The sequence below is a fragment of the Flavobacterium sp. GW823-FHT06G12 genome, from assembly GCF_058794775.1.
Genome location: NZ_JBXAHE010000005.1, coordinates 290,659 through 316,867, shown reverse-complemented (window position 1 = coordinate 316,867; position 26,209 = coordinate 290,659). Strand labels below are relative to the sequence as shown.

Annotated in this window: 27 protein-coding genes; 14 read left to right on the top strand and 13 right to left on the bottom strand. The window is 32.2% G+C overall.

All coding sequences use genetic code 11. The features are described 5' to 3' along the window. Nucleotides 1–30: 30 nt before the first annotated feature. The 6 genes from AC1Q5Z_RS19800 to AC1Q5Z_RS19775 all read left to right on the top strand — a co-directional run bounded on the left by AC1Q5Z_RS19800 (nt 31) and on the right by AC1Q5Z_RS19775 (nt 5,296). Nucleotides 31–675, top strand: a complete 645-nt coding sequence (locus AC1Q5Z_RS19800) for a carboxypeptidase-like regulatory domain-containing protein (protein ID WP_340696680.1) — start codon at nt 31–33, stop codon at nt 673–675. Then, nucleotides 665–1,420: a BamP family beta-barrel-assembly machinery protein gene (bamP, locus tag AC1Q5Z_RS19795; protein WP_198854373.1), complete on the top strand. Its 756-nt coding sequence runs from the start codon at nt 665–667 to the stop codon at nt 1,418–1,420. Before AC1Q5Z_RS19800 ends, bamP begins: the two co-directional genes overlap by 11 nt. Next, a complete protein-coding gene (locus AC1Q5Z_RS19790) occupies nt 1,417–1,923 on the top strand; it encodes a DUF6702 family protein (RefSeq protein ID WP_198854372.1) in 507 nt (168 codons plus the stop codon). Before bamP ends, AC1Q5Z_RS19790 begins: the two co-directional genes overlap by 4 nt. Nucleotides 1,924–1,989: 66 nt before the next feature. Continuing rightward, nucleotides 1,990–4,233, top strand: a complete 2,244-nt coding sequence (locus AC1Q5Z_RS19785; RefSeq protein ID WP_198854371.1) for a M1 family metallopeptidase — start codon at nt 1,990–1,992, stop codon at nt 4,231–4,233. Between the two features lie 152 nt (nt 4,234–4,385). Then, complete coding sequence (locus AC1Q5Z_RS19780; RefSeq protein WP_198854370.1) at nt 4,386–4,733, top strand: Sec-independent protein translocase subunit TatA/TatB; 348 nt, start codon at nt 4,386–4,388, stop codon at nt 4,731–4,733. Then, nucleotides 4,733–5,296, top strand: coding sequence for a phosphatase PAP2 family protein (locus AC1Q5Z_RS19775; protein WP_286969704.1), 564 nt, complete (start codon nt 4,733–4,735; stop codon nt 5,294–5,296). The genes AC1Q5Z_RS19780 and AC1Q5Z_RS19775 overlap by 1 nt, the downstream gene beginning before the upstream one ends. 166 nt (nt 5,297–5,462) lie before the next feature. Here the strand turns inward: AC1Q5Z_RS19775 and AC1Q5Z_RS19770 are convergent, their stop codons facing one another. The 7 genes from AC1Q5Z_RS19770 to AC1Q5Z_RS19740 all read right to left on the bottom strand — a co-directional run bounded on the left by AC1Q5Z_RS19770 (nt 5,463) and on the right by AC1Q5Z_RS19740 (nt 11,021). Further along, a complete protein-coding gene (locus AC1Q5Z_RS19770) occupies nt 5,463–6,182 on the bottom strand; it encodes a phytanoyl-CoA dioxygenase family protein (protein WP_343587555.1) in 720 nt (239 codons plus the stop codon). Nucleotides 6,183–6,253: 71 nt separating this feature from the next. Next, nucleotides 6,254–6,895, bottom strand: a complete 642-nt coding sequence (locus tag AC1Q5Z_RS19765; RefSeq protein WP_343587552.1) for an O-methyltransferase — start codon at nt 6,893–6,895, stop codon at nt 6,254–6,256. 110 nt (nt 6,896–7,005) lie between these two features. After that, complete coding sequence (locus AC1Q5Z_RS19760) at nt 7,006–7,404, bottom strand: hypothetical protein (protein WP_198854367.1); 399 nt, start codon at nt 7,402–7,404, stop codon at nt 7,006–7,008. A gap of 176 nt (nt 7,405–7,580) precedes the next feature. Continuing rightward, nucleotides 7,581–8,132, bottom strand: coding sequence for a hypothetical protein (locus AC1Q5Z_RS19755; RefSeq protein ID WP_343587550.1), 552 nt, complete (start codon nt 8,130–8,132; stop codon nt 7,581–7,583). A gap of 10 nt (nt 8,133–8,142) precedes the next feature. Then, nucleotides 8,143–9,591, bottom strand: coding sequence for a hypothetical protein (locus tag AC1Q5Z_RS19750; protein ID WP_198854365.1), 1,449 nt, complete (start codon nt 9,589–9,591; stop codon nt 8,143–8,145). Between the two features lie 5 nt (nt 9,592–9,596). Further along, on the bottom strand, nt 9,597–10,166 hold the full coding sequence (locus AC1Q5Z_RS19745; RefSeq protein ID WP_343587548.1) for a YceI family protein: 570 nt from the start codon (nt 10,164–10,166) through the stop codon (nt 9,597–9,599). A gap of 294 nt (nt 10,167–10,460) precedes the next feature. Further along, a complete protein-coding gene (locus tag AC1Q5Z_RS19740; RefSeq protein WP_198854363.1) occupies nt 10,461–11,021 on the bottom strand; it encodes a YceI family protein in 561 nt (186 codons plus the stop codon). Nucleotides 11,022–11,395: 374 nt separating this feature from the next. Here AC1Q5Z_RS19740 and rlmN point away from each other — a divergent pair, with 374 nt between their 5' ends. Next, on the top strand, nt 11,396–12,442 hold the full coding sequence (gene rlmN, locus AC1Q5Z_RS19735) for a dual-specificity RNA methyltransferase RlmN (RefSeq protein ID WP_492446522.1): 1,047 nt from the start codon (nt 11,396–11,398) through the stop codon (nt 12,440–12,442). 172 nt (nt 12,443–12,614) lie between these two features. Here the strand turns inward: rlmN and AC1Q5Z_RS19730 are convergent, their stop codons facing one another. Continuing rightward, nucleotides 12,615–13,481: a hypothetical protein gene (locus AC1Q5Z_RS19730; protein WP_492446521.1), complete on the bottom strand. Its 867-nt coding sequence runs from the start codon at nt 13,479–13,481 to the stop codon at nt 12,615–12,617. A 158-nt stretch (nt 13,482–13,639) separates the two neighbouring features. On the opposite strand from AC1Q5Z_RS19730, the gene AC1Q5Z_RS19725 reads away from it, so the two are divergent. Beyond that, entirely contained in the window at nt 13,640–14,617 is a 978-nt protein-coding gene (locus AC1Q5Z_RS19725) for a polyprenyl synthetase family protein (protein WP_198854361.1), read from the top strand. 107 nt (nt 14,618–14,724) lie between these two features. Here the strand turns inward: AC1Q5Z_RS19725 and AC1Q5Z_RS19720 are convergent, their stop codons facing one another. Further along, nucleotides 14,725–15,228 (bottom strand): hypothetical protein, encoded by a 504-nt coding sequence (locus tag AC1Q5Z_RS19720; RefSeq protein ID WP_286969690.1) that lies wholly within the window; start codon nt 15,226–15,228, stop codon nt 14,725–14,727. 317 nt (nt 15,229–15,545) lie between these two features. On the opposite strand from AC1Q5Z_RS19720, the gene AC1Q5Z_RS19715 reads away from it, so the two are divergent. The 4 genes from AC1Q5Z_RS19715 to dnaG all read left to right on the top strand — a co-directional run bounded on the left by AC1Q5Z_RS19715 (nt 15,546) and on the right by dnaG (nt 20,653). Next, a complete protein-coding gene (locus AC1Q5Z_RS19715; protein ID WP_492446519.1) occupies nt 15,546–16,106 on the top strand; it encodes an RNA polymerase sigma factor in 561 nt (186 codons plus the stop codon). Further along, nucleotides 16,093–16,818 (top strand): hypothetical protein, encoded by a 726-nt coding sequence (locus AC1Q5Z_RS19710; RefSeq protein WP_492446517.1) that lies wholly within the window; start codon nt 16,093–16,095, stop codon nt 16,816–16,818. Before AC1Q5Z_RS19715 ends, AC1Q5Z_RS19710 begins: the two co-directional genes overlap by 14 nt. 38 nt (nt 16,819–16,856) lie before the next feature. Then, a complete protein-coding gene (locus tag AC1Q5Z_RS19705; protein ID WP_492446515.1) occupies nt 16,857–18,452 on the top strand; it encodes a hypothetical protein in 1,596 nt (531 codons plus the stop codon). A gap of 128 nt (nt 18,453–18,580) precedes the next feature. Then, nucleotides 18,581–20,653 (top strand): DNA primase, encoded by a 2,073-nt coding sequence (dnaG, locus tag AC1Q5Z_RS19700; RefSeq protein WP_492446513.1) that lies wholly within the window; start codon nt 18,581–18,583, stop codon nt 20,651–20,653. A 97-nt stretch (nt 20,654–20,750) separates the two neighbouring features. Here the strand turns inward: dnaG and AC1Q5Z_RS19695 are convergent, their stop codons facing one another. Together AC1Q5Z_RS19695 and nadE are read right to left on the bottom strand one after the other, a co-directional pair. After that, nucleotides 20,751–21,380, bottom strand: coding sequence for a response regulator transcription factor (locus AC1Q5Z_RS19695; RefSeq protein ID WP_008467169.1), 630 nt, complete (start codon nt 21,378–21,380; stop codon nt 20,751–20,753). Between the two features lie 92 nt (nt 21,381–21,472). Next, nucleotides 21,473–22,279: an NAD(+) synthase gene (nadE, locus tag AC1Q5Z_RS19690; RefSeq protein ID WP_343587529.1), complete on the bottom strand. Its 807-nt coding sequence runs from the start codon at nt 22,277–22,279 to the stop codon at nt 21,473–21,475. Between the two features lie 99 nt (nt 22,280–22,378). Here nadE and gldB point away from each other — a divergent pair, with 99 nt between their 5' ends. Further along, complete coding sequence (gene gldB, locus AC1Q5Z_RS19685; RefSeq protein WP_492446510.1) at nt 22,379–23,335, top strand: gliding motility lipoprotein GldB; 957 nt, start codon at nt 22,379–22,381, stop codon at nt 23,333–23,335. Next, nucleotides 23,335–23,667 carry a gliding motility protein GldC gene (gldC, locus tag AC1Q5Z_RS19680; RefSeq protein ID WP_164515351.1) on the top strand — a complete coding sequence of 111 codons (333 nt, stop codon included), beginning with the start codon at nt 23,335–23,337 and terminating at the stop codon, nt 23,665–23,667. Before gldB ends, gldC begins: the two co-directional genes overlap by 1 nt. Before the next feature lie 846 nt (nt 23,668–24,513). Here the strand turns inward: gldC and yihA are convergent. After that, a complete protein-coding gene (gene yihA / locus AC1Q5Z_RS19675; protein WP_198854353.1) occupies nt 24,514–25,134 on the bottom strand; it encodes a ribosome biogenesis GTP-binding protein YihA/YsxC in 621 nt (206 codons plus the stop codon). Between the two features lie 45 nt (nt 25,135–25,179). Next, nucleotides 25,180–25,944, bottom strand: a complete 765-nt coding sequence (locus AC1Q5Z_RS19670; protein ID WP_198854352.1) for an alpha/beta fold hydrolase — start codon at nt 25,942–25,944, stop codon at nt 25,180–25,182. Between the last annotated feature and the right edge of the window lie 265 nt (nt 25,945–26,209).

Sequence of the window (26,209 nt, the reverse complement as noted above, 5' to 3'; positions counted from 1 at the left end):
GGTTTTGGGCAAAATAATGGTGCTAAACTTTTGGTAGGAAAGGTACAGGAGCAGTCGACTCCGGTTGAAGGGGTAAATATTATAAATAACGCGACACAAGCAGCTACGATTTCAGATTTTGATGGTAATTTCTCGATTGCAGTGCGCGAAGGAGATGTTTTGGTTTTTTCCGCTGTAAATTTAGAGCCTGTTAAACGTCGAATATCTGCAGAAGATTTGACTGTTAGTTCTTTAGTTGTAAAAATGACTGCTAAAGAAGTTGAATTAAAAGAAGTAGTAGTTAATGAAAATGCTAACATAACGGCTGAAAATTTAGGGATTATTCCCTACGGGCAAAAAAAATATACGCCTGCCGAGCGAAAAGTTTATACCGCCACTTCAACTTCGATCGATAAGCTTTTGAACAAGATTTCGGGACGAACTGCAATGCTAAAAAAAGAGGTCAATGTAGAGAAAAAAGAAATGCTTTTTAGAAAGTTAGAATATCTTTTTGATGAGAATTATTACACAGATCGATTGAAAATTCCGGTAGATGATATTAAAGGATTTCAATTATTTTGTGTCGATGATACTGAATTTGCTGTATCTTTGAATACTAAAAACAAAACAATGAGTATGTTTTTAATCACAGATCTAGCAAGAAAATATCTAACAATTCTCGAAAATGAAAAATAAATTAGGAGTACTCGTTGTCTGCTTATTTTGTCAATTTGTATTAGGACAAAACGGTTTTAGGAAACCATTACACGGTCAGGTTATAAATGATTTTTTAGCCATAGAAAGTGGTTATGTAATGAATATCAATGCAAATGTTAGGACATTTATTGGTGCTGGCGGTTTGTTTGATATTGCTGCACAGCCAAAAGATACTTTACTATTCTCTGGCCTCACATTTCAATCAAAAAAAATAGTTTTAACTGAAAAAGATTGTGCTGAGATTCTTTTGAAAGTAAAATTAGATTTGGTTAACAATCAGCTTAAAGAAGTTGTTGTTCATAAAGAATTAAAAGTAAAAGCGTTACAAGGTGGTTCGCAGAAGTATGTAGATATGCAGTTTGAGGACGATAATCAGTCTACAGCGAAAAATAATGCAATGATGTCGGATCAGACTATAAAATATGGAACTGATTTTGTTCGAATTTTTAAAGATGTCAAAAAACTTTTGAGTAAAAAAGACGAAGTAAAAGACGAAGAAGTTACAGATATTGCTTTTGTAGAATATGCTAAAGACAATTTTAAAAAAGACTTTTATATTAAGACGCTTAATTTGAAAGACGATGAAATTGAACTTTTCTTAATGTACTGCTCAAACGATCCTCGTTCTAAACAATTAGTAGATCCAGATCAGAAGTTTCAATTAATGGACTTTATGATTAATAAGAATAAAGATTTTAAGAAAGCTGAGGCTACTCAAAAATGAAAAAAAAGTTAATTTTCCCTTTGCTGGGGCTTTTGTTTATGTTGTCTTCTGCATTTGCTTTTCATAAATTTTATGTAGGTGTTTTTCAAGTAAATTATGCGGCAGAAAAGAAGATGCTGCAAATTACTTCCCGCATTTTTATTGATGATTTGAATAATGCAATGGAGAAAAAGTATCACAAAAAGACGTTTGTTGGTACAAGTAAAGAGACTCCAGCAGATGTTGAATTATTAAAAAAATATTTATCAGAACACTTTTTAATTAAAGTAAACGGGCAATCAAAAGTGATAACTTTTTTATCTAAAGAAGTTGAAGCTGACGATGTTTTGGTGTGTTATTCTAGAATTAAGGATATAGATAAGTTTAAAACACTTGAAATTTCAAATACGATTTTGGTAGATTGGAATTCAGAACAGCAAAACATTACACATATTTCAGCATTTGATACCAAAAGAAGTGTTCTTTTTACAGAATCTTCAAGGAAAGAATTGTTAAAATATTAATGTATTGGTAAAATTAATGTTTTAATTACTATTTTCACAGCCTAAAGAAATTACCATTAAATTTTTATGAAAAAACTTTCATTATTATTACTTTTTCCTGCAATGTTAGTGGCGCAGGAGAAAGCAACAACCACACCTGCTAAACAAGAAGGTAAGTACGATACCAACAAGTTTAGCCAAATGTACGATTTGCTGGCAACTCCAAACATGTTTCGTACCGCTTCTGGAGCTCCAGGACCAGCTTATTACCAACAGCAAGCAGATTACAAAATTGATGTTGAATTAGATGATAAAAATTCAAAATTAAGCGGGTCTGAAACAATTACCTACACTAATAATTCGCCAGATAGTCTGGAGTATTTGTGGGTGCAATTAGATCAAAATCAAGCAAGAGCAAATACGCAAAGCACATTGGCAGAAAGCGATAAAATCAGTCAGGTTTTGGCACTTGATGGCTTTTCTTCTAAATATTTGAAAAAAGATTTAGAGCGCGGTTTTAATATCGAGCAAGTTAAAGATGTTAAAGGAAATCCGATGTCTTATACGATCAATGAAACGATGATGCGTATTAATTTGACTTCGCCTTTAAAACCTGGTGAGAAAATTTCTTTCTCAATCAAATGGTGGTACAATATCAACAATTATAGAAAAGAAGGCGGTCGTTCAGGATACGAACTATTTGAGAAAGACGGTAATAAATTATATGTAATTGCACAATTCTATCCAAGAATGGCAGTTTACAATGATGTTGAAGGATGGCAAAATATGCAATTCTGGGGAAGTGGAGAGTTTGCGCTTCCTTTTGGAAACTTTGATGTAAATATTACAGTGCCTGCAGATCACGTAATCGATGCAACTGGTGAATTAATGAACAGAAGCGAAGTATTTACAGCTGAACAAGTAAAAAGATACGAGCAAGCACAAAAATCATTTGACAAACCTGTTGTTATTGTAACACAGGCAGAAGCAGAAGCGGCTGAAAAAGGTTTCTCTGACAAGAAAAAAACTTGGAAATTCAGTGCTAAAAATGTTCGTGATTTCGGAATTGCTTCTTCTAGAAAATTCATTTACGATGCAATGGCTGTAAAATTGAATAATAAAGTGGTAATGGCAGAGTCTGTTTATCCAAAAGAAGCAAATCCGCTTTGGGGAGAAACTTCAACAATGACTGTTGCGCATACTTTAAAAAGCTATTCTGCGCATACTTTTGATTATCCTTATCCAAAAGCAGTTTCTGTTTCTGCAGAAGATCAAGGAATGGAATATCCGATGATTTGCTGGAATTTTGGTCGTCCAGACGAAAATGGAGTGACTAGCAAAGAGGTGAAAAACGGAATGATTGGTGTTGTTATTCACGAAGTAGGGCATAATTTTTTCCCAATGATCGTAAATTCAGATGAGCGTCAATGGACTTGGATGGATGAAGGTTTGAACTCATTTTTAGAGTATTTAGCAGAACAAGAATTAGATCCAACTTTCCCTTCAAGAAGAGGACCAGCCAAAAATATTGTTCCTTACATGAGTGGTGATCAAAAGTTTTTGGAGCCAATTATGTCAAACTCTGAAACAATTCACCAATTTGGAAATAATGCTTACGGAAAACCAGCTACAGGTCTTAATATTTTAAGAGAAGTAGTTATGGGAAGAGAATTATTCGATCATGCATTCAAAACGTATGCAAACAGATGGAAATTTAAGCACCCAACTCCAGAAGATTTCTTTAGAACAATGGAAGATGCTTCTGCAGTAGATTTAGATTGGTTCTGGAGAGGATGGTTCTACTCAACAGATTTTGTAGATATCGGAATTAAAGATGTAAAACAATATTATGTTTCTGATACTCCGACTACAGATATTAAAGATGTAAAAGTAAGAAAAGGACGTTTTGGATTCGAAAAAGGACCATTTGTTTACTTGGTTGCCGGAGATAATGCAGAAGTAAATAGCTCTAAGAAAAAAGCTTTAAAAATAGAAGATTTCAAGCCTTTGGCAGATTACGTAGATCAGACTTTTACTGCTGAAGAAAAAGCTTCTATTAAATCTCCAAAATATTTCTACGAAGTAGAATTTAATAAACCAGGCGGAATGATTATGCCTATTTTGGTTGAGATTACTTATGAAGATGGTTCTAAAGATAATTACAAATATCCAGCGCAAATCTGGAGAAAAAGTAATGATACAGCTAAGAAGGTTTACGCTACTACAAAAGCAATTAAGAGTATTCAAATTGACCCACAATTGCTAACAGCAGATATTGATGTAACCAATAACTCTTGGCCAAAAGTAGAAACAAAGTCGAAATTTGACTAAATAAATAAAGATTAGAATGAAAAGTTCATCAGGTTTAAAAGCTTGATGAACTTTTTTCTTTTCAGGAAATGCATTTTAAAGGACTTTTTAAGTTAATTTTAAAACACTAACCTGAAAAGTTTAATATCTTTGCGACAACAAAAATAAAAGTTATGTTTGGTATAGGAGGAGGAGAACTAGTTTTCATACTGTTTATAGTGCTAATGCTTTTTGGTTCTGATAAAGTGCCAGAAATTGCACGTACAATGGGGAAAGCAATGGCTCAATTAAAAAATGCAACTAATGATATTAAAAGTGAAATTCAGAAAGGGGCAGAGGCAAATGGTCTTGATGCGAAATCTTTGAATGATCTTACAGGAAATATCAATGCAGAAATTAATAATGCAAAATCTAATTTACTTGGAGATACAGGAAACCTTTTAGGAGATACTGCAACTGAAATAGAAAAAGTAAAAGAAGATATTGATAACCTTTCTGGACCTATTAAACGCCAAATGTAATGCTTGAAAAAATACAGGAATTAGATAAAGAACTTTTAATCTTTCTTAATGGATTAGGCTCTGAAACATTCGACAAATTATGGCTTATTATAACCAATCAGTTGTATTGGACGCCATTTTTCTTATTTCTATTCTATCTTATTTATAAAAAAATAGGAGGAAAACAAACCCTGTATTTATTGCTTTTCATTGCTATTCTGATTGCTTTTACAGATCAGACTTGTAATTTATTCAAACATACTTTCCAGCGTTTGCGACCATGTAATGATCCTGAAGTAAATACGATTATTCGTGTTGTTCAAGTTAGACAATCATATAGCTTTTTCTCAGGACATGCAGCTAACACGATGGCGGTTGCGACTTTTTTATATTTAATTTTAAAACGTTACTTTAAATATTTAGGATTCTTATTTCTGTGGCCTTTAATCTTTGCTTACAGCCGAATTTATTTAGGTTTACATTATCCAGGTGATATTCTTACTGGATATTTCTTTGGGGCACTCTTCGGATTTTTACTTTATTTAGTTTATAGAAAACTGAAACCACAGTATTTTCCAGGATAGATTTTTTTTAAGGTGCTAAGGTTCTGAGATACTAAGATACTAAGGTTTATATATTAATTGCCTCCAGCTTTAGCTGGAGGTTTTTTTATCTAGAGCCTTTTTTTAGCATTAAAAGAAAAAAACTTAGAGTCTCAGAATCTTAGAACCTTAGCACCTTTAAAAAAAACTAATTCAGAATTGTTTTTTCACTCCATTCCAAACCATTTGGAAGTTGTTGTTTGCTGAATTCAATATGAATGACTCTTCTGCGTTCGTTGTTAGTGGTTTTGTTCGATGCATGAAATAATAAGGGTTTCATGATCATAATACCACCTTTTTCGACCTCGCAAATTGTTTCTTTTTCTTTTTCGAAATCAAGCTTTTTAATTCTTAAAATTCCTTTTGAATGAGAGTTATTAATAACCTTTAAAGCGCCATTGTCTTTAGTGGTTTTGTCAATATGAATTCTTATGGTAAAATTATTTTCTAATATTTCTGTAGGTGGTTGCACTGCAAATTGATTTTGTTTTACAGTCCAATTTTCAAAATTTTCCGCTTCAATTTTTTGATCAACAGAAATGGTTAAATCCTGATGATAAGCAACAAACCAATTCGATTTTTCTGGTTTGTCAAAATAGATTGATTTTGTTATAAAAAAGTCTTTACCAAAATTAGATTCGATAATTTCTTTTAGATTTTTATTAAAAATAAAATCTAAAGTTTCAGGTATTTCCTTGTGAAATTGTCTTATTGCAAATAAATCTTGAGACTTTCTAAAAGTAGCATTTTCTTGATTATTTGTAGTTTTGCTTTCAATCAATGAAATTAGATTTTCAATTTCATTTTCTGTAAAAACATTATTTATGATTGAAAAACCTTCAGAGTTTATTTCTGCGTTACAATTCATCTTTAATAAATATATTATCGAGTTTAAAACCTTAGTGTCTTAGCACCTCAGAACCTTAGAGGCTCAAAAAATTACAATATTCTCGAAACCGTCAATCCATCGCGAATTGGTAATAAAACCGTCTCTACTCTCGGATCATCTTTCAAAAGTTGATTGTATTCTAAAAGTACTTTTGTGCTAACATCATTTGGATGAACTGGTTCCAGAATTTTTCCGCTCCACAAAACATTATCCGATAAAATAATACCGCCTTTATTCATTTTTGGAACAATCATTTCCCAATAGTTCAAGTAGTTTTCTTTGTCAGCATCTATAAAAACCAAATCAAATTTTAGGTCTAAATCTGGAATAATGTTTACGGCTTCACCTAAATGTTGAAAAATTTGTTTTCCCCAAGGAGACATATCAAAATATTTTCGCTGAAAATCAATCAATTCTTCTTTGATATCAATTGTATGTAATTGACCATTTTCTTGCATTCCTTCGCATAAGCATAAAGCGGCATAACCGGTATAAGTACCAATTTCGAGAATATTTACAGGACGAATCAATTTAGAAAGCATGCTTAAAACACGGCCTTGAAAATGACCGCTCAGCATTCTTGGCAAAAGTATTTTTTGATAGGTTTCTTTATTTAGTTTCGCCAGTAATTCTGGTTCTTTTTCAGAATGCTGTTCGATGTAATCTTCTAGTTCTTGAGATATAAAATGCATGTTGTAGTATCTTGTAATTTGAAGACAAAAATACAAAAATATCTGCTTGCGATTGGGCATAAAAAAACCATTCGTTTTGCGAATGGTTTCTGTTAGGATTTAGATGAAGTTTATTTTTTCAAAGCCGCATCTACATCTTTAGCTGTTTTTACAGTTCCGTCTTTTGCAGCTTTTGCAGCATTTTCTACTTTTTCAGCTCCTTTTTTAGTAGCGTCTTTTACATCGGTTGCTGTTTTCTTAGCGGCATTTTCAACATCATTTGCTGCTTTTTTAGTCGCATCTTTTACGTCTTGAGCTGCAGTTTCTGTCGCATCTTTTGCTTTAGTAGCGGCATTTTCGGCTTTGCTTACTGCACTATCTTTTACTTCTTTGATATCTGTTGTTAGAGAATCAACTTTGTTGCCAAGAGTTAATTCGTCTTCTGCAGGTTTGTTTTCTTTTTTCTCGCATGATTGAACAGCGAATGCTAATAAAGCAATTACAGCTAAAGTCAAAATTTGTTTTTTCATAATTTCAATTTTTTTAGGTTGATAAAACTTAAAGGTTAAATGGCTGAAAAATAAAATTACAAATTTTAAAATGATTGAGCTCTTTGTAAGATTATTTTTTCTTTTGAGAGCAAAACAATTCTTGTGCCAAATTTTGATTTTTGTGCGCTTGCTGTTTAATTTTTTTTTGCGAAAAATTAGTTTTTGTATAGACTGAAATTAATAATAATATCATCTTTAACTTTAATTAATCCCGCCATTTTTACGGGAGCTTCTAATTCAATATCAGAGAATTTTAAACTCAAAGTTCCTTGAATTTTGTCGTCGTTATTGTATAATATGAAATCTTTGTATTTTAATGTTTTGTCGGTAATATAAAAGTTTAGTTTGCATTTGTAATTTTTTCCACAAGGTTTTATATCACTAATGGAAACAGTACTATTCGGGAATTTCTTAACCTTTACAGTTCCTTGTAAATCTTTAGTCATTACTTTATTGCCGCAATCAAAATTCGACATTTTAATGTCAGTATTAAAAGTGTTTTTTTTGATTGAATTTACAAAGACTGTATCTTTTATAGCAAAGGTATTAGAGCAATTGTATTTGCCGACAGTTGATAAACCTGTGATTTCTATCTTTATTTTATTTATTACCACAGCCGTATCTTCTGGAAAAAAAGTGGGTTTAGCACTTCCTAATAAAAAGAACATTGCTAAACCCATAATTAATATTGAAAATCTTGTTTTCATTTTTTTTATATTAGAACGCAATGGTTGCTTCGAATACTAAACCTTCAAATTTACCACCATAAAAGTTGTTTAGATTTCCAGTAGCAGGATCTCCTGTAAATTGTGAGTAATCTTTATATTTTTGATTAACGTAGTTTAATTTAGCTAAAATGTTTTTAGTCATAAACCAACCAGCGCTTGCTTCAAATTTATCTACGGTAACCTTTTTAGCGTCAGCATTAGATAATTTTCCAGATACGGTATTGTATTTTCCTCCGATATAGAATTGTTCAGTTCCTCCAAATCTGTAAATAAGCTCTGAAGCATATTGATTAGCTGTACGTTTGTCGTCAGTACCCGCTTTATCACCTCCTGAAGCCAATTCGATTGTTCCGAAGAATTCAAGTCCTTTATATTTTACAAAAGGGTTAATCATGTATGTCGTAGCCCAATTTTTGAAATTAGGATTGAATGTTGCCTCTGGAGTAGATGTCTTACTAAAACTAGTAGCAACATCAGTTGTAGTTGTAGTAACAACACCGTTAGCATCGGTTTTAGTAATGGTATTTTTATAAGGATTATTATTCAATATGCCCCAATAACCAAATCCTGATCTGTTAGCAGAATATATGTTTGCGTTACCAAGATTGGCATTATGATAAAGAGAACCAGTTAATCTTACTCTTAAATCTTCATTAAGTTGTTTGTCATAACCTAATTTAGCTAAGATTGAAGGACTATGCGTTGTATTAGTGTTTGGTCCGCTAGTATAAAAAACTTCTTCATTACTTTGATTTAAATTACCATTTGTAACACCTAACATGCTTACCAATCCGTCTCTGTTGTAGTAAACCTCCATACCCATTTCTGTAGTGAAAGAATACATGATGTTGTTTCCAACAAATGCATTTCGGATTGTATTACCATTATCAGAACCTCTGAAGTGAGCATCACCAAAATTGTTCTCCATTTGTCCAATTTTAATTGTAGCATATTTCATGAAATCAGCTAGGAAATCTTTTTTGATGAAGTCTAATTTGTCAATTTGTAAGTATCCACCTTTTACATAAGAATCATTATGGTGTCTTGAAGCTAAATAAATATCTAAATTTACTCTTACCCCGTCAAACAATTGAGCACCAATATACATGTCAGCAGCAGGAAGCGTAAAATTGTTTTCAGTATTCATTAAGCGATATCCTGAAATTGTTCTAGTGGTAGTTCCGTTAGGAGTAGTAGTCGTAGTGGTAATGTTAGCAGGTTGATCGTTGAATGAATTTGTTGCTTGAAAATCCATGTTGAAAGCACCACCAAGATCAATACTAAGACCTTTAAATTCTCTAGTATCTTTTTGTACGTCAAAAACATTGATACCATCTTTTCCTCTAGAGATTTGGTTTTGCATGTTTCCAAAACTAACTTGTGCCTGAACAGCAAATGTGCTGATCAATGTAACGAATAGAATATAAATTTTCTTCATGGCGTTTATAAATTAAAGTTTAAATTAAATTTTATAGTCAGGTCTTGACCTGTTTTTATTGTCCCAAGCATTGCTGTCGGTGATTTCATTCCGAAATCTGTAAAGGTGATTTTGTTGCTTCCTTGAAGATTTAATCCATTTGCGGTAACAGTAGTTTTTACAGTAGTTTTGTAAGCTTTGCTAACTCCAGCAATGGTATAAGTTCCGGTTAATTCCCAAGTTGTTTCATTTACTTTTTCAGCAGATTTAAGAACATATTTAATGTTTTTGTTTTTGTCTGTTTTTAAAGTCTCATAAGCCACTTTATCCATACTTTTTTTCTCACTTTTTACGCTTTCGGCTAAAAGAGTTACAGTCAAAGCTTCAATGTCGGTTAGTTTTCCGTTGGCAATGTTTAATGATGTCGTTCCAGTTCCAGAAGTTGATTTCATTTCCCAGTCGTGAAGCGTAGAAGTACCCGCAACAGAAAAAGTTGACTTGCTGTCTAAAGCATATGATTTTTGTGCTGTTGCAAAAGAGCTGATTCCTAAAAATGCTGTTACAACGGCGAAAAGTTTTAATGTACTTGTTTTCATTTTTGTCATGTTTATATTATAAAAAATAAGTTAATAGTCGGCCAGTTTCTATTTAGTACTAAGAATGTTGTTTTTAACTTGTATCAAAGATCCTTCTATAAATCAGCTTTATACATGATAAAAATCATTGTTAAAATTTTATTAAATAGGTATTTAATAACTACAACGTTTTCATTTTCTATAGAATTGATCAGTTAAGCAAAAAGAGAAGCTTGATTTTATTGAATTGCTATTTTTTAACATTTAATTCGAAGAGATAAAATGTTAAAAAAGAACGTTTTTTAACATCAAGATTTAGCTTAAAATGATATTGAAGATTACAGTTAGATCTTTTCCTGCTTTTACAACTCCCAAGGCAGCTTTTGGAGGTGTCATTTCAAAATCGCCAAAAGTAATTTGATTAGAACCTTGCAAAATGATGCTCCCTTTATTAGTAGTTACTTTTACCTGAGTTTTATATTCTTTACTCACTCCAGCAATAGTGTAAATTCCTGTTAGATTCCAAGTGTTGTCATCTATTTTTTCTGCAGATTTTAATACGTATTCAATATATTTATGTGTTTCAGTATCCATGGCCTCATAAGCTACTTTGTCCATGCTGGCTTTATAGCTTTTTAGGCTTTCAGCCAATAAGGAAACACTTAAACTATTTATGCTGGCAAGTTTAGAATCTTTAATAATTAAGTTAGCGCTTCCTGTTCCTTCTGTAGATTTCATTACCCAGTCGTGTACTGTAGAGGTTCCCGCTACTTCAAAAGTTGAGTTTGCAGCTATGCTATAATTTTTTTGAGCATTTGCCTCTAATGCCATTGTTGTAAAAATAATTGTCAGTAAAAATGATTGAATTGTTTTCATGTTGATAAAGTATAGGTTAATCATTCAAATCAGGAAGTTTTAAGATTCAATTAGTGGTTAAAGAATCAAAAGCTATCCTTATTTCTTAGACCAAAATTATCGCGCGCGCGAAGAACATGAAATGATAAAAATCATGGCTAAACTTTTATTAAATTATTATAGTAAAGAGTGCAAAGGCTTATTAATGTTATGGTTATGCCCATTCTAAGGAAATGAAGTTTTGTGTAAATATTTGTTTTTTAGTTTGTTGCGTGTTTTGGTTGAGAATGGCGATATTGGTTTTCTTGTTTTATTTTTTGAAAAGAAATCAAGAAAAAAAGGAGGTAAAATGCTTTAAGTTTTAGAAAACACTGGAAATAAATTAACTTTGCAGCATGCAAATGGAGAAAAAAGACATAAGAGCCTTATCAAAAGAACAGCTTCGCGATTTTTTTGTTGAAAATGGAGATAAAGCTTTCAGAGGAAATCAGGTTTACGAGTGGTTATGGAGTAAAGGCGCTCACAGTTTTGAAGACATGACAAACGTAGCAAAAGCTACAAGGTCTATGCTTGAAAATAATTTTGTAATCAATCATATTAAGGTTGACACAATGCAAAAAAGTAGCGACGGAACAGTAAAAAATGCCGTTAGACTTCATGATGGACTTGTAGTAGAGTCTGTTTTAATTCCGACTGAAACCAGAACTACTGCTTGTGTTTCTAGTCAGGTTGGCTGTAGTTTAGATTGCAATTTCTGTGCAACTGCAAGATTAAAGAGAATGCGAAATCTAGAGCCAGGCGAAATTTACGATCAAGTGCTAGCAATCGACAAAGAAAGCCGTTTGTATTACAATCATCCACTTTCGAATATTGTTTTTATGGGAATGGGAGAGCCTTTAATGAATTACAACAATGTCATTAAAGCAATCGACATGATTACTTCTGAAGAAGGTTTAGGAATGTCTCCAAAACGAATCATGGTTTCGACTTCAGGAATTCCTAAAATGATTAAAAAAATGGCAGATGATGACGTGAAGTTTAAACTAGCAGTTTCTCTACACTCAGCGATAGACGAAACTCGTGCACGCATTATGCCTTTTAGTAAAAACTTTCCTTTAAAAGATCTACGAGAAGCATTAGAATATTGGTACAGAAAAACTAAAAGCAAAATTTCTTACGAATATGTGGTTTGGAAAGGAATCAACGACGATAAAGCTTCAGTTGAAGCTTTGGTTAAGTTTTGTAAATATGTACCGTGTAAAGTCAATTTAATTGAATATAATCCAATTGATGATGGTGAATTCCAACAAGCTTCAGAAGAATCGATTATGGCTTATATAAAAGCATTGGAAAATATTGGAGTAGTTGTAAAAGTGAGAAGAAGCCGAGGAAAAGACATCGACGCCGCTTGTGGACAATTAGCAAATAAAGAAGCAGAATAATATTTGCTGAAAAATATTCCGTTAGGAATATCTCGTTGGTAGAAAAAAAATATTCATAATGATAATTAGTCCCATAAGGATATTTGATCGGTTTTAAACGATAAAAAAAAAGCATTAAAAACGAGAAAACAATTCTTGTTCTTAATGCTTTTCTACTGGACAAAAAGGATGTTTATTTTTTCAAATCTACTTCTTCAGTAACTCCGTCTTTTGTTACTTTTGCAAGCGTATCACACTCTCCGCTACCATAATCTATAGTTGCCGTAGCACCATTTTTAGTTATAGAAACAATTCCTTTTACTGCAAAAGATTTTCTGCAAGACGCATCAAACTCTAATGGAGTTGTAATTTCTGCCGAGAAAGTATCTCCGTTAGGGAAAGTTGTAGTGCCACTTCCGGTAATCATAAAGACATTATCATCCCAATCAAACCATGTGTCATAACCAGAAGTCATTTCTTTTGTTAAAGTTCCTTTTCTAGAATAAACTTTTCCATCATCAAAAGTAATAGTTAAATCTATAGAAGCAGTAGAAACTGGGTGAGGTGTTACCAACAAATTAGTCTCTTTAATGGTTCTGACAATACTTTTGTTTCCCTGAATTTTTTTACCATTATGATAAAATCCTTCAAAAGTATAGCTGATTGTTTGTGTAGAAGAAGTAAAATCGTTTGCAAAAGAAACAACCATTTTACCTTTTACTGTATTTCCGTTATTTAAAGTACAGCCTTCAACACCAAAATCTACTGTTTTTGTCCAAGTATTATTGGTCAAAACGGTAGTAATTGTAGCACAGCTAGGAAGATAATTTTTTATAGGTCCGCTTGGTTTTGAATTTACATTGAGCTGAGAACTAAATTGATCTTCGGCAATATTAGTAACATCCTCTACAGAGGCATCGATTTTAGAGTTGGTTATAATCTCATCGTTGGTAATCGCCGCTGTCGATCCCGATCCGTCATTTGTTTTTTCATCAGAATTACAGCTGACGAAAAAAGACATAGTAATACAAGTACTAATTAATAAAAGCTTTGTTTTCATAAAATAATAATTTTGGGTTCTTTTAAGTTAATGAATTCAAATCAGTATTAGTTAGAGCTATTTTTGGAGTTTTTTTTCAGGTTAAGGCATAAATTATTTAAATCCTAACCTAAAATACACAACGTATTTTTATTTAAAATAGTATATTTGGAGTCTAAATGAATATTACATCTCAAATAAAGCAGCCCATTTTTAACGAGATGGAACTTTTCGAAAAAAAGTTCCATGAGTCGATGACTTCTAAGGTTGCCTTACTAAACAGAATCACTTATTATATCGTAAACCGTAAAGGAAAACAAATGCGTCCAATGTTTGTTTTTCTGACTGCAAAAATGGTTTCAGGCGGTACTGTAAACGAAAGAACCTATCGAGGAGCGTCAGTAATTGAGCTTATTCACACCGCTACTTTAGTACACGATGATGTTGTTGACGATAGTAATCGCCGTCGCGGATTTTTCTCAATCAATGCACTTTGGAAAAACAAAATTGCCGTTTTGGTTGGAGATTATTTATTGTCTAAGGGTTTATTGCTTTCTATTGATAATGGCGATTTCGATTTGTTAAGAATCATTTCTGTAGCCGTTCGCGAAATGAGCGAAGGAGAATTGCTTCAAATCGAAAAAGCACGTCGACTTGATATTACCGAAGATGTTTACTACGAAATCATCAGAAAGAAAACCGCAACGCTTATTGCCGCTTGTTGTGCGCTTGGCGCTAAAGCCGTAATTGAAGATGATGTACAGGTAGAAAATATGCGTAAATTCGGTGAACTGATCGGAATGGCATTTCAAATCAAAGACGATTTATTTGATTACAGCGAAGAAGCTATCGGAAAACCAACTGGAATAGATATTAAAGAGCAAAAAATGACTTTGCCTTTAATTCACGTTTTAAATACTTGTACTCCACAAGAAAAAAAGTGGCTGATAAACTCCATCAAAAACCACAACAAAGACAAAAAACGCGTAAAAGAAGTGATTGCTTTTGTAAAAGATAATAATGGTTTGGCTTACGCCGAAAACAAAATGGTCGAATTCCAGCAAGAAGCACTTGCATTACTTCAAAACTTTGACGATTCTGAGTATAAAGATGCGCTGACTTTGATGGTGAATTATGTTATTGAGAGAAAGAAATAACTTTTTAATTGAAAAATTGTCAATTAAAAATTGACTTTAAATATAAGATAAACAAAAACCTCTTTTAAAAATTTTAAAAGAGGTTTTTGTTTATAATGAAGCAAATTTTACTCTGCTGTTTCAATTTCTGTTTCGGATTCTGGTTTTTTCTTAAATTCATTGATAACGCCAAATAATGCCATCAAGCTAAATATTCCCCAGCCAATAGCCCAATATAAACTACTATTGGAGGAGTTTTTTTCTTTTTCCTTTGCTAATTCTGATTTTGGATTTGCAAGGTTAAAATCTGGGTCACCTTTAAGATAGTAAACAGTCAATTTGTTTGATTTTGGAAGGTCAACATCAAAAGTATGTTCTCCTTCATAAGTGTTCCCATTCAAATCAAAATGATACCTAAATTTGTAAGTCTTCATTGGTATGCCAGCAATTTTAATCGTAGTCTCTTTATATTCATCATATAATTCCGCTTGGATTGTTGAATTGTCGAAAAGCATTTTTTCATAATTAGAGATTGCTTTGTTGTCTCCGCCTTTAATGTATTCAGTAGAGCAGTTTTTACAGCAAAAAACGGCAATAAAAAGAACTAGAATTGAGTAAAATTTGTCTTTCATTTAATTGGTTTTAGGTTTGTTTTTGGTAAATTTTTCGAAAGTAAATATAATAGATTTAATACGTAAATGAGTATTAATTAGAAAAACTTGCTTTAATAACGTTAAGGAAATTCTCAATGCATTTAAGAATGCTTAGAGATTAGTATGTCTTATATGAGAAGTTTACTTAAGTTTACATTAATAAGAGCCAATAAGCCAATCTCGTTTTTGGAATTTATTTTTTTGAAAATTTTTCATACTTCATGCAACCATTTCAAATCGACAATCGTCTATGCTAATAGAAGTCTATTTCTAAAACCAAAACCAAAAGCTTATTAATGAAAATTATACCATTGCATCAAGAAGAAACCAAAATCATAAAGCTGGCTGTCGAGAACAATCGTCAGGCACAGCAGCAGATTTATGGTAAATATTCTTCTAAAATGTTAAGTGTGTGCCGTCAATATATAAAAGACATTCAATTGGCAGAAGATGTAATGATAACGGCTTTCATGAAAGTGTTTGCAAATTTGAAAAACTTTGAACACAAAGGAAGTTTTGAAGGTTGGATCCGCCGAATTATGGTTAACGAATGCATTTCCTACTTAAGAGTTCAGAAAAAAGTAAAATTTGCCGAAGATGAGTTTTTTGTAGAAGAAAGCTTTAATGAAATTGACAGTCATTTTACTGTAGAACAGATTCAGTATTTAATTGATGCTTTGCCAGACGGGTATAAAATGGTTTTCAATTTATATGCAATTGAAGGTTACAAACACAATGAAATTGCCAAGATGTTAGGAATTAATGAAGGAACATCAAAATCGCAATTATCGCACGCTAGAAAAATGCTGCAAACACAAATTACTATTTTAAAAAAACAAGATAATGGAACCGAATAATTTTGAAAAGGATTTCCGTGAAAAGCTAAATCAACGCGAAATAGAACCAAGCAATAAAGCTTGGGATCGATTGGATGCGATGTTGAGTGTGACAGAAGAAAAGAAACCTAAGAAAAGCAAAAAATGGCTTTATATCGCGGCAAGTTTTGTAGGGTTTTTATTGGTCGGCACAATCTATTTTAATCGTTCCGAAACTGTAGAAATTAAAAAGACTACACCAATAGTTTTAGAACAAAAAATAAATAAAGACACTTTAAATGTAGTAGGAGTAAATAAAGATGAGGTTATAAATATTAACAACCATAATCCGAAACGAATAATGAAACATGTTCAAGCTGTTGTTGAAATTCATAATCAAAACAAGAATTCAGAACAACTTGCAAGTAAAGTAGAGTCTTCAATTAAGGATGATTTAAAAGGAGATAGTGCAACAGTTAATTCTTTTGAAAATAAGAATCACCAATCTGAAAATAAAAGCAAATACATTTCGGCAGAACAATTATTGGCAGAAGTTAATGGTAAGGTCGAAACAAAAACTACTGACGAAATAATTAGAAAAAACAGAAAAGCGGTTACAGTAAATCCTAACGATTTGCTTTTAAATGCCGAAACAGAATTAAATCAATCTTATAGAGAGTCTGCGCTAGATAAATTTAATAAAAATTTGAAAGCTGTAAAAAGTGCTATAGCAAATAGAAATTACGAAGAATAAATAAAGAATCATCAATCATCAATCAAAAAACGAAAATCATGCAAAAAATTATATTAATTACAATGATGATAGTTGCTTTGGCAACTAAATTATCAGCACAAGAGAGTGGCAGTTATAAAAAGGTTTTAGACTGGACTTATTGGCAACATGACCCTGTAAAATATGAAATGAATTTTGAGAAAAATCCGGAATCTACCGATCAAAATATCTTTACAATAAAATCAGTTCAAAGTAAAATTAAAGGTTTTGGGAGTCTTACGAAGACAATAAAATCTAATTTATATCAGGATAAAACGCTTAAAATGACTGCTTATGTAAAGACAGAAAATGTAAATTCATGGGCTGGACTTTGGATGCGTGTCGATTATTATTCAGCTCGCGTACTTGCTTTTGATAATATGCAGAACAGACCTATAAAAGGTTCAACTAATTGGACAAAATATGAAGTTGTTTTATTTGTGCCAAAGGATGCAACATCAATTTCTTATGGAGTTTTATTAGACGGAACTGGCCAAATTTGGTTTAAAGATGTAAAACTTGAAGTGGTAGAAAATACTGTTCCAGAAACTGGAGAAAATAAAGGACGAGATCCTAAAGAAATTTCATTTGAAGTAAGGGCAAAAGCAATTGCTGATCAAATTACAAAAATAACAGATGATGAAAAGAAAGCTTTAAAAATAGAAGTAGATTCATTAGATAATCAAGTCTCAAAAGGAATAATTTCTAAAGAAAAAGGAGAAGAACTTAAATTAAATAGAGCAAAAGTTCGTGCCGCTGCTATTGAAACAAATGTTGCTATCGAAGAAAATAAATTAAGCCAATTAGTTCAAGATAGAGTTGATGGTAAAATTGAGACAGAAAATACAAATAAAAACAAAGGGGCAAAAATTGTAATTGGAGATTGTAATGATTGTGATAAAGAGGATCAAACAATCATTAATCTTACTTCTATGAAAGTGTACCATGGTCAAAAAGATGTTGATAAACGCCAATCAAAAAGAACTACTACTCAATTCGTTTTTGCTTTTGGAGTAAATAATTTAGTGACAGATGGTCAAGTTGCGCATTCAGATTTTAAATATTTGCCGTCTCACTTTTATGAATGGGGGATAACTGGGAACACAAGAATTTTAAAAGACGATAATTTGTTGCATTTTAAATACGGAATGTCTCTGATGTATAATAATCTGCGAGCGACAGATGATCGTTATTTTGAAAAAAATGGAGCACAAACCGATTTAGTGACAAGCCCTGTACATTTAGACGAATCCCGATTTAGAAATGTATATGTAATGGTACCATTGCATTTGGAGTTTGATTTTACTAAGAAAGAAGTTCGAGATGGAGTTAATTATTTTAAATCTCATAAAAGTGCTAGAATTGGTATAGGAGGTTATGCAGGATTTAGAGTGAAATCAAAACAAATTTTATGTTTTGATGATGAGGTTGGAAATGATGTAAAGCAAAAAACAAAGGGTAATTTCAACGTAAATGATTTTAATTATGGGTTAAGTACATACGTTGGTTACAAATCAGCAAGTTTGTATTTGAAATACGATTTACAGCCTTTATTTGAAAAAAATAATGTTGATCAAAATAATATTTCGTTAGGATTACGCTTCGATTTCAATTAAGAATAAAATTAAGTTTAGTTAGTGAAAAAGCATCTCGATAGAGATGCTTTTTTTGGTTTAAAATGATTAAAATTCTAACAAGATTTGCGTATTTTTGCAAGCTCTCAACTTTTAAAATTTAATACACTTTGATTTCACAAAGCACCATTGACTCTGTTTTTGAAACTGCTCGAGTAGAGGAGGTTATCGGCGATTTTGTCAATTTAAAACGCGCAGGAAGTAATTTCAAAGGTTTGAGTCCGTTCTCCGATGAGCGTTCGCCTTCGTTCATGGTTTCGCCAGCAAAAGGAATCTGGAAAGATTTTAGTACAGGAAAAGGCGGGAACTCTGTTAAATTTTTAATGGAACACTCGCAGTTTACTTATCCAGAAGCCATTCGATATTTAGCTAAAAAATACAATATCGAAATTGAAGAAACAGAACAGACAGAAGCAGAAAAAGCAAATACAGATCTTCGTGAAAGTATGTACTTGGTTTCTGAATTTGCAGCTAAATATTTTCAGGATGTTTTGATTAATTCTGAAGAAGGAAAAGCAATTGGTTTATCTTATTTTAAAGAAAGAGGATTTACCAATGAAACTATTAAAAAATTCAATTTAGGATATTCTCCAGAAACTTGGGATGCTTTGACGAAAGAAGCCCTTGGGAAAGGTTATAAATTAGAATTTTTAGAAAGTACAGGTTTAACAATTCCAAGAGAAGACCGTCCGTTTGATCGATTTAAAGGACGCGTAATGTTTCCGATTCAAAGTATGTCGGGACGTGTTTTAGGTTTTGGAGGACGTATTTTAACCAATGATAAAAAAGCTGCAAAATACCTGAATTCACCAGAAAGCGACATTTACCATAAAAGTAAAGTACTTTACGGAATTTATCATGCCAAACAATCTATAGCCAAACAGAACAATTGTTATTTGGTTGAAGGTTATACCGATGTGATTCAGTTTAGTCAAGCAGGAATAGAGAATGTTGTAGCTTCATCTGGAACGGCATTAACACCAGATCAAATTCGTTTGATAAATCGTCTGACGCGAAATATCACCGTTCTTTTTGATGGAGATGCTGCCGGTTTGCGCGCTTCTATTCGAGGAATCGATTTAATTCTAGAAGAAGGAATGAACGTAAGAGTTTGTTCTTTTCCTGATGGAGAAGATCCAGATAGTTTCGCTCGTAAAAATTCTCATGATGATTTAGTCGCCTATTTAGAAAATAATAGTAAAGACTTTATACAGTTTAAGGCTTCGATCTTAATGGGTGAAGCTAAAAACGATCCAATTAAAAAAGCAGATCTAATTCGTGATATGGTTGCAAGTATTTCTAAAATACCAGACCGTATTCAGCGAGAAGTATATATTCAGGAATGTGCTCGAATTATGGATATTTCTGAGCAGGTTCTGACGAGTACTTTGGCGCAGCTAATTCAGAAAGATATTGCTGAAGCGAATAAAAAGCAGAAACAGGAACAAAAACCTTTTGCGGTAGTGAGAAATCAGCCTGCACAAACAGGAACGTTTTCAGGAGGAGATCCAGAAGATCCAAGAACTGGACCGCCAGAAGGTTACGATTATCCTGGAGATCCAGGGTTTTATCCTTCACAACAAACTCAAAAAGTAGATATCTTATATGAATTTGAAAGAAAAGTCATTGAGGTTCTGCTTTTATACGGAAGTATAGTAGAAGATTTTGAAGATGTTTTCTTGAAAGCAGATGAAGAAGGAAATGTAAAAGAGGTTTCTGAAAAAAGGCAGTATAAAGTATACCAAAAAATATATTTAAGCCTTCAGGAAGATGAGATAGAATTGTCGAATGTTTTATTTAAAAATATTTACACTAATATTATTGATTTTTATAATCAGAATGAGAAATTTAGTTTAGATAAATATTTGATGCATTTGGAACCTGAATTTGCTCAGGAAGTAACCAATATTTTAATGGAAGACGAAAGGTTGACCATTCATAATTGGGAAGGACAGAATATTTTTCCGAAACAAAAAAGTGAAACGATTGAACAAAATGTTTCTGAGACCATATTTGCTATGCGATGGTATTTGGTGTCTGCAATTATAGCAGAATTAAAGAATTCTCTTTTAACCAATCCGCAAGAAGACAATTCAGAAACTTTGAGTATGGTTATTGACTATTCTAAATTGTTGAATAGCTTTTCGAAGAAACTAGGACGAGTAGTAGTGCCTTATCACTAAAAAAAGAAAAAACTCTATCTAATATGATAAATCAAAATAGATAGAGTTTTATAAAGTTTTTCGATTCTCTTAAAAGGCTAAGATTTTCGATTTTTGATTAAATAATTTCTAAAGTCTTAGCTTTATTAACTAAGTCAACCAAATTTGTAACGTTTAATTTAGTCAATAATCTTAGTTTGTAAGTACTGATCGTTTTTTCGTTCAGATTTAAGATTTTAGAGATTTCATTATTTTTCTTACCATCACTTAAATAACGTAAAACCTCGATTTCACGGTTAGAAAGTTTTCTGTACAGACGCTCACTTTTGCTTTGTTTAGCGATAAGTGCCATGTTTTTGCGTACTGTTTCGTTGATGATAATTTTTCCTTCGTGTACTTTAATAATAGAATGACCTAATGTTTCAAGTTTTTCTGTTTTGTGTACATACCCAGAAACTCCTGCTTTGATTGCGTTTGGAGCGTACATTTGCTCAGCAAGATCACTGAAAATAACAATTTTTGTTTTTGGGAAATTTTTCAAGATTGATTTAATTTCAAAGATACTTGAAAGACCTTCTAACTCTAAATCTAGAATTAAAATGTCAATTTCCTTCGTTTGAAGGATATCTCTAACCATTGAAAAATTGCCGACATTGGCAACAATTGAAATTTGATCGTGGTCTTTAAAATAAGACTTAACGCCAAAGTGCGTCACAGGATGATTGTCTGCTAGACATACTTTAATCATAATTTTTACCTTTTTTAGAATTGTTCATGTTTTTGGAATGGTAAAATTAATAAATAAATTCTGTAATAACTCGCAGAGAATGTTAAAATGTATTATTTTAACGTTTTTGGTATCAAACAAACTGGAATTGGATCCATTTTATGCTTGTTGTTGGTGTTTAGTCGTTTATAAATTTCAAAGACAGATTTTTCTCTCCCTTCGAAGTCAGATGCCGATTTTCCTGACTCCGCGGCTAACATTGCCCATTCCAATTCATCATAACTTGCTCCTAATTGGTCTTCATCTGTACGATTGTCTCCAAATAACCCATCGGTAGGCGCTGCTGTTAAAATTGATTGCGGAATTTCTAAAAATTCTCCTAATGCGTACACATCAGATTTCATTAAATCAGCAATCGGGCTTAAATCTACGCCGCCATCTCCGTATTTTGTGTAAAAACCTACACCAAAATCTTCTACTTTGTTTCCTGTTCCAGCAACTAGTAAACCATGAATTCCTGCCAAATAATATAAAGAAGTCATTCTGATACGTGCGCGCGTGTTGGCCAAAGCTAAACTTACTTTTGCAGCATCATCTGTTGTAGGTACAGCATTTTTAAATGATTCGAAAGTTTCTGTCAAATCGGTCTTAACATCAGAAACATTTGGGAAACGTTTTTTTAACTGTTCAATATGCTCTCTTCCTCTTGAAACTTGGCTTTCTGCCTGATGAATTGGCATTTCTACACATAAAACATTCAGTCCTGTCTGTGCGCATAAAGTTGAAGTTACTGCAGAATCTACACCACCAGAGATTCCAATTACAAAACCATTTACTTTTGCATTAGCAGCGTAATTTTTTAACCACTCTACAATGTGCGTATTTACTTTTTCTGTCTGAATTGTGCTTTTTTTAGCCATAATAGTTTAAGTTTTAAGATGCAGGGATGTATATTTGCAGAATTATTTTGAGTATGCAACTGCTTAAAATTCTGATAACACAAATCTAATTAAAATAAAATGAAAATTTATCGCTTTGCAGTGGTTCTATGCTTGTTTTTTTTGTCTTGCAACCAAAAAAGTAAGGTTGAAAAAGAAGTAGAAGAAATTCCTGTTGATGTTAAAGTAGAACGATTTGATAAGGTGTTTTTTGAAACCAAACCGGAAGATCTGGCGAAAATAAAAAAACAGTATCCGTTTTTCTTTCCTGGCAACGATGATAATATCTGGATTCAGAAAATGAATGATCCTATTTGGAGAGAAGTTTATGATGAAGTTCAGAAAAAATATAGCAATTTTGAGCCTGTTCGCAAAGAGTTTAATGAGCTTTTTCAACATGTAAAATATTATTTTCCTAAAACCAAAATTCCTAAGGTAATCACCGTTATTGGAGAAATGGACTATAATGCAAAATCGATTTATGCAGACAGTCTTGTAGTTGTGGCTTTGGAATTGTATTTAGGAAAAAATCATAAGTTTTATGAGTTTCCAAATTACCTGAAAGAGAATTTTGAAGAAAGACAAATTATGCCAGACGTGGTTTCTAGTTTTTCTTATCGAAATATTCCAAATTCTGTAGACAAGAGTTTGGTTGCTCAAATGGTTTTTGAAGGGAAGCGTCTTTATGCAAAAGATTTGCTTATTCCTGAATATACAGATGCAGAAAAAATGGGGTATACTCCTGAGCAAATAAAATGGTGCGAGGAAAACGAAGCGTATATGTGGCGCTATTTTATAGAAAATGAAATGTTGTACAGCGATGATCCAAAATTGAAAGCAAGATTTATCGCTCCAGCGCCTTTTTCTAAATTCTTTTTAGAAATAGATAACGATTCTCCAGGTCGAGTGGGAGCTTGGATTGGCTGGCAGATGGTACGTTCTTACATGAAAAATAATAGTAATGTTTCTTTGGCAGAATTGTTTAAGATTGAGCCAAAAGAAATCTTCGAAAAATCAAAATATAAACCTAAAAAATAATGGCAAATATAAACTCAGAGATTAGATTTAATATAGAATTGGATGAAAACCGCGTTCCTGAAAAATTAACATGGAGTGCGCAAGATGGTGGAGTTCAAGCCGAAGAGGCAAAAGCGATAATGTTGTCAATTTGGGACAGTAAAGCAAAAGAAACAATGCGTATTGACTTATGGACAAAAGATATGCCAGTAGACGAAATGAAAATTTTCTTTCACCAGACTTTAGTGGCAATGTCTGATACTTTTAAACGTGCAACAGATGACGAAAAAATGTCTGACACAATGAAGGACTTTTGTGACTACTTTGCAGAAAAACTAGAACTTACGAAATAGTTAAATCTCATGATAAATTAAATTCCAAATTCTGATCTTAAAGATTGGGTTTGGGATTTTTTATTTTGTAAATTGTCTAAGCAAAACAAATTATATGCTGTTTCCTTTTCTTGTGAGCCTTGTCGGATTGTTTTTTTTACTTGCTAATGCGATACGTTTTTACATGACCTGCAAAAACAGAGATGTTTTATATCGTATTATTACAGTTTATTTGGTTCTTCTGTTTTGTGTAGAATTACTTTGTAATATTATCGGAATTCTTTATCCTAATTCTAATTTTTTCCTTTCGCATTACTATTTTATTTTTCAGTTCATCACGCTAAACTTGTTTTTTTATAAAAGTTTTACAAACAAACGATTAAAGAAGATTATAGTAATAGTGTTTATTTCGGTGCTGCTTTTTTTAGGATGTCAATATTATAATAGGCCCTCGCTTTATTGGGAATTTAATTTGGCAGAAGTCACAATAACATCTATTCCGCTGCTGTTATATGCTTTCTATTTTATTGTGTCAAATTTAAAAGCAGATAAGCATAATTATTTCTATTTCTGTAACGGACTAATTATTTATTTAATGAGTAGTGCTGGTATTTTTTTATCAGGAAACACTGACTCGGTAATACTTACAGAGCCGTTTTTACTTGATTTTTGGTTTTTCAATTCACTCTTTTATATTCTTTATCAATTTTTGATTTATAAAGAATGGAAAGCTTTAAATTTTAGAAGAAAAACAAAGAAGAAACTGTAGCGAGTAAATCCCAATAAAAAAATCCCAAATTCCAATTGTAAGCTTGGAGTTTGGGATTTTTAATATGTATAAGTTTTTTTTAACTTTAGAATTTGAGTTTAAAATTCTGAGTTGTTTTTAAAAACTTCCTGATTCACTTGATCAATGTAAGACAAAAGTTCTTCTTTTCCAGTAGCTTCTGTAGATGAGGTTACAAAGTACTGAGGCATTTCGGCCCAGTTGTTTGCAAACATCTGCTTTTTATATGCTGCAATATGCGAATCTATTTTTGTTCTACTGATTTTATCTGCTTTAGTAAAAATAATACAGAACGGGATTTCGCTTTCGCCCATATAAGACATAAATTCGATGTCAATATTTTGCGCTTCATGGCGAATATCAATTAAAACAAAAGCGCAAACTAATTGTTCTCTGTTTTCAAAATAATCAGTGATAAATTGCTGAAAAACTGATTTTGTTTTCTTTGAAACTTTAGCGTAGCCATAACCAGGCAAATCGACCAAAAACCAATTATTATTGATTTTAAAATGATTAATTAATTGTGTTTTTCCTGGTCTTCCAGATGTTTTGGCTAAATTTTTATTGTTGGTAAGCATATTGATCAAAGATGACTTACCTACGTTTGATCTTCCTATAAAAGCATATTCTGGCAAAAAATCCTTCGGACATTTTGATGCATCAGAATTGCTGATAATAAATTCGGCGGTATTAATTTTCATATTCCTTCTCGTTTTAAAACCTCCTAAAAAAATAAATTTTGATGGCTATAAATTCTTTTCAGTAAGCCATTTTTCAAGAATTTCATTAAATTCCTGAGGGTGTTCCATCATTGCTGCGTGTCCGCATTTGTCAATCCAGTATAAAGTTGAATTGGGTAATAATTTATCAAATTCTTCTGCTACATTTGGAGGAGTTACAGAGTCATTTCTACCCCAAATAATGCAAGTTTCAACATCCATTTTAGGCAAATCTTTCGCCATGTTATGACGAATTGCACTCTTTGCAATGGTTAAAGTTTTGATTAATTTGATGCGGTCGTTAGCTGTTGCGTACACTTCATCAATCAAATCTGGAGTTGCAATTTTTGGGTCATAAAATACAGCTTCGGCTTTTGTTTTGATGTATTCGTAATCGCCTCTTCTTGGGTAACTATCTCCCATTGCGCTTTCGTAAAGCCCAGAACTTCCGGTAATTACAAGTCCAGCAACTTTTTCAGGATAAAGTTTTGTGTGGTACAAAGCAATATGTCCTCCAAGAGAATTTCCTAAAAGAATAACTTTGTCAAACCCTTTAAAAGTGATAAAATCTTTTACGTATTTCGCGAAACTTTTTACGTTCGTTTTTAAAATACTTTGCGTGTATATTGGCAAATCTGGGATAACAACTTTATATCCTTTTGTTGGGAAATATTGTGCTACACCATCAAAGTTACTTAGACCTCCCATTAAACCATGCAGAATAACGATCGGAGTTCCTTCTCCAGCTTCAAAATAGCTGTATTTGCCTTCTTTTTTATAGTGTTTGTCCATCTAATCTAATGCCAATTTCAATTTCGACAAATATAGGGTTAATTACACAAAAATGAATTTTTGATGCCATTTTTTAACTAGATAATTTGAGTAGAATTTGTAAATGGTTAAAAATCAGCAATTAAACGCGTATTTGTTAAAATATTCAAATGTTAAGAAATATGCATTATAATCAATTTTTTAAGAAAATTAGCGCATTATTTTTTCGAATGAATAATGGATTTAAGAATCTGTTAATTAATAGTTAAGGTATTGATTGATTGCT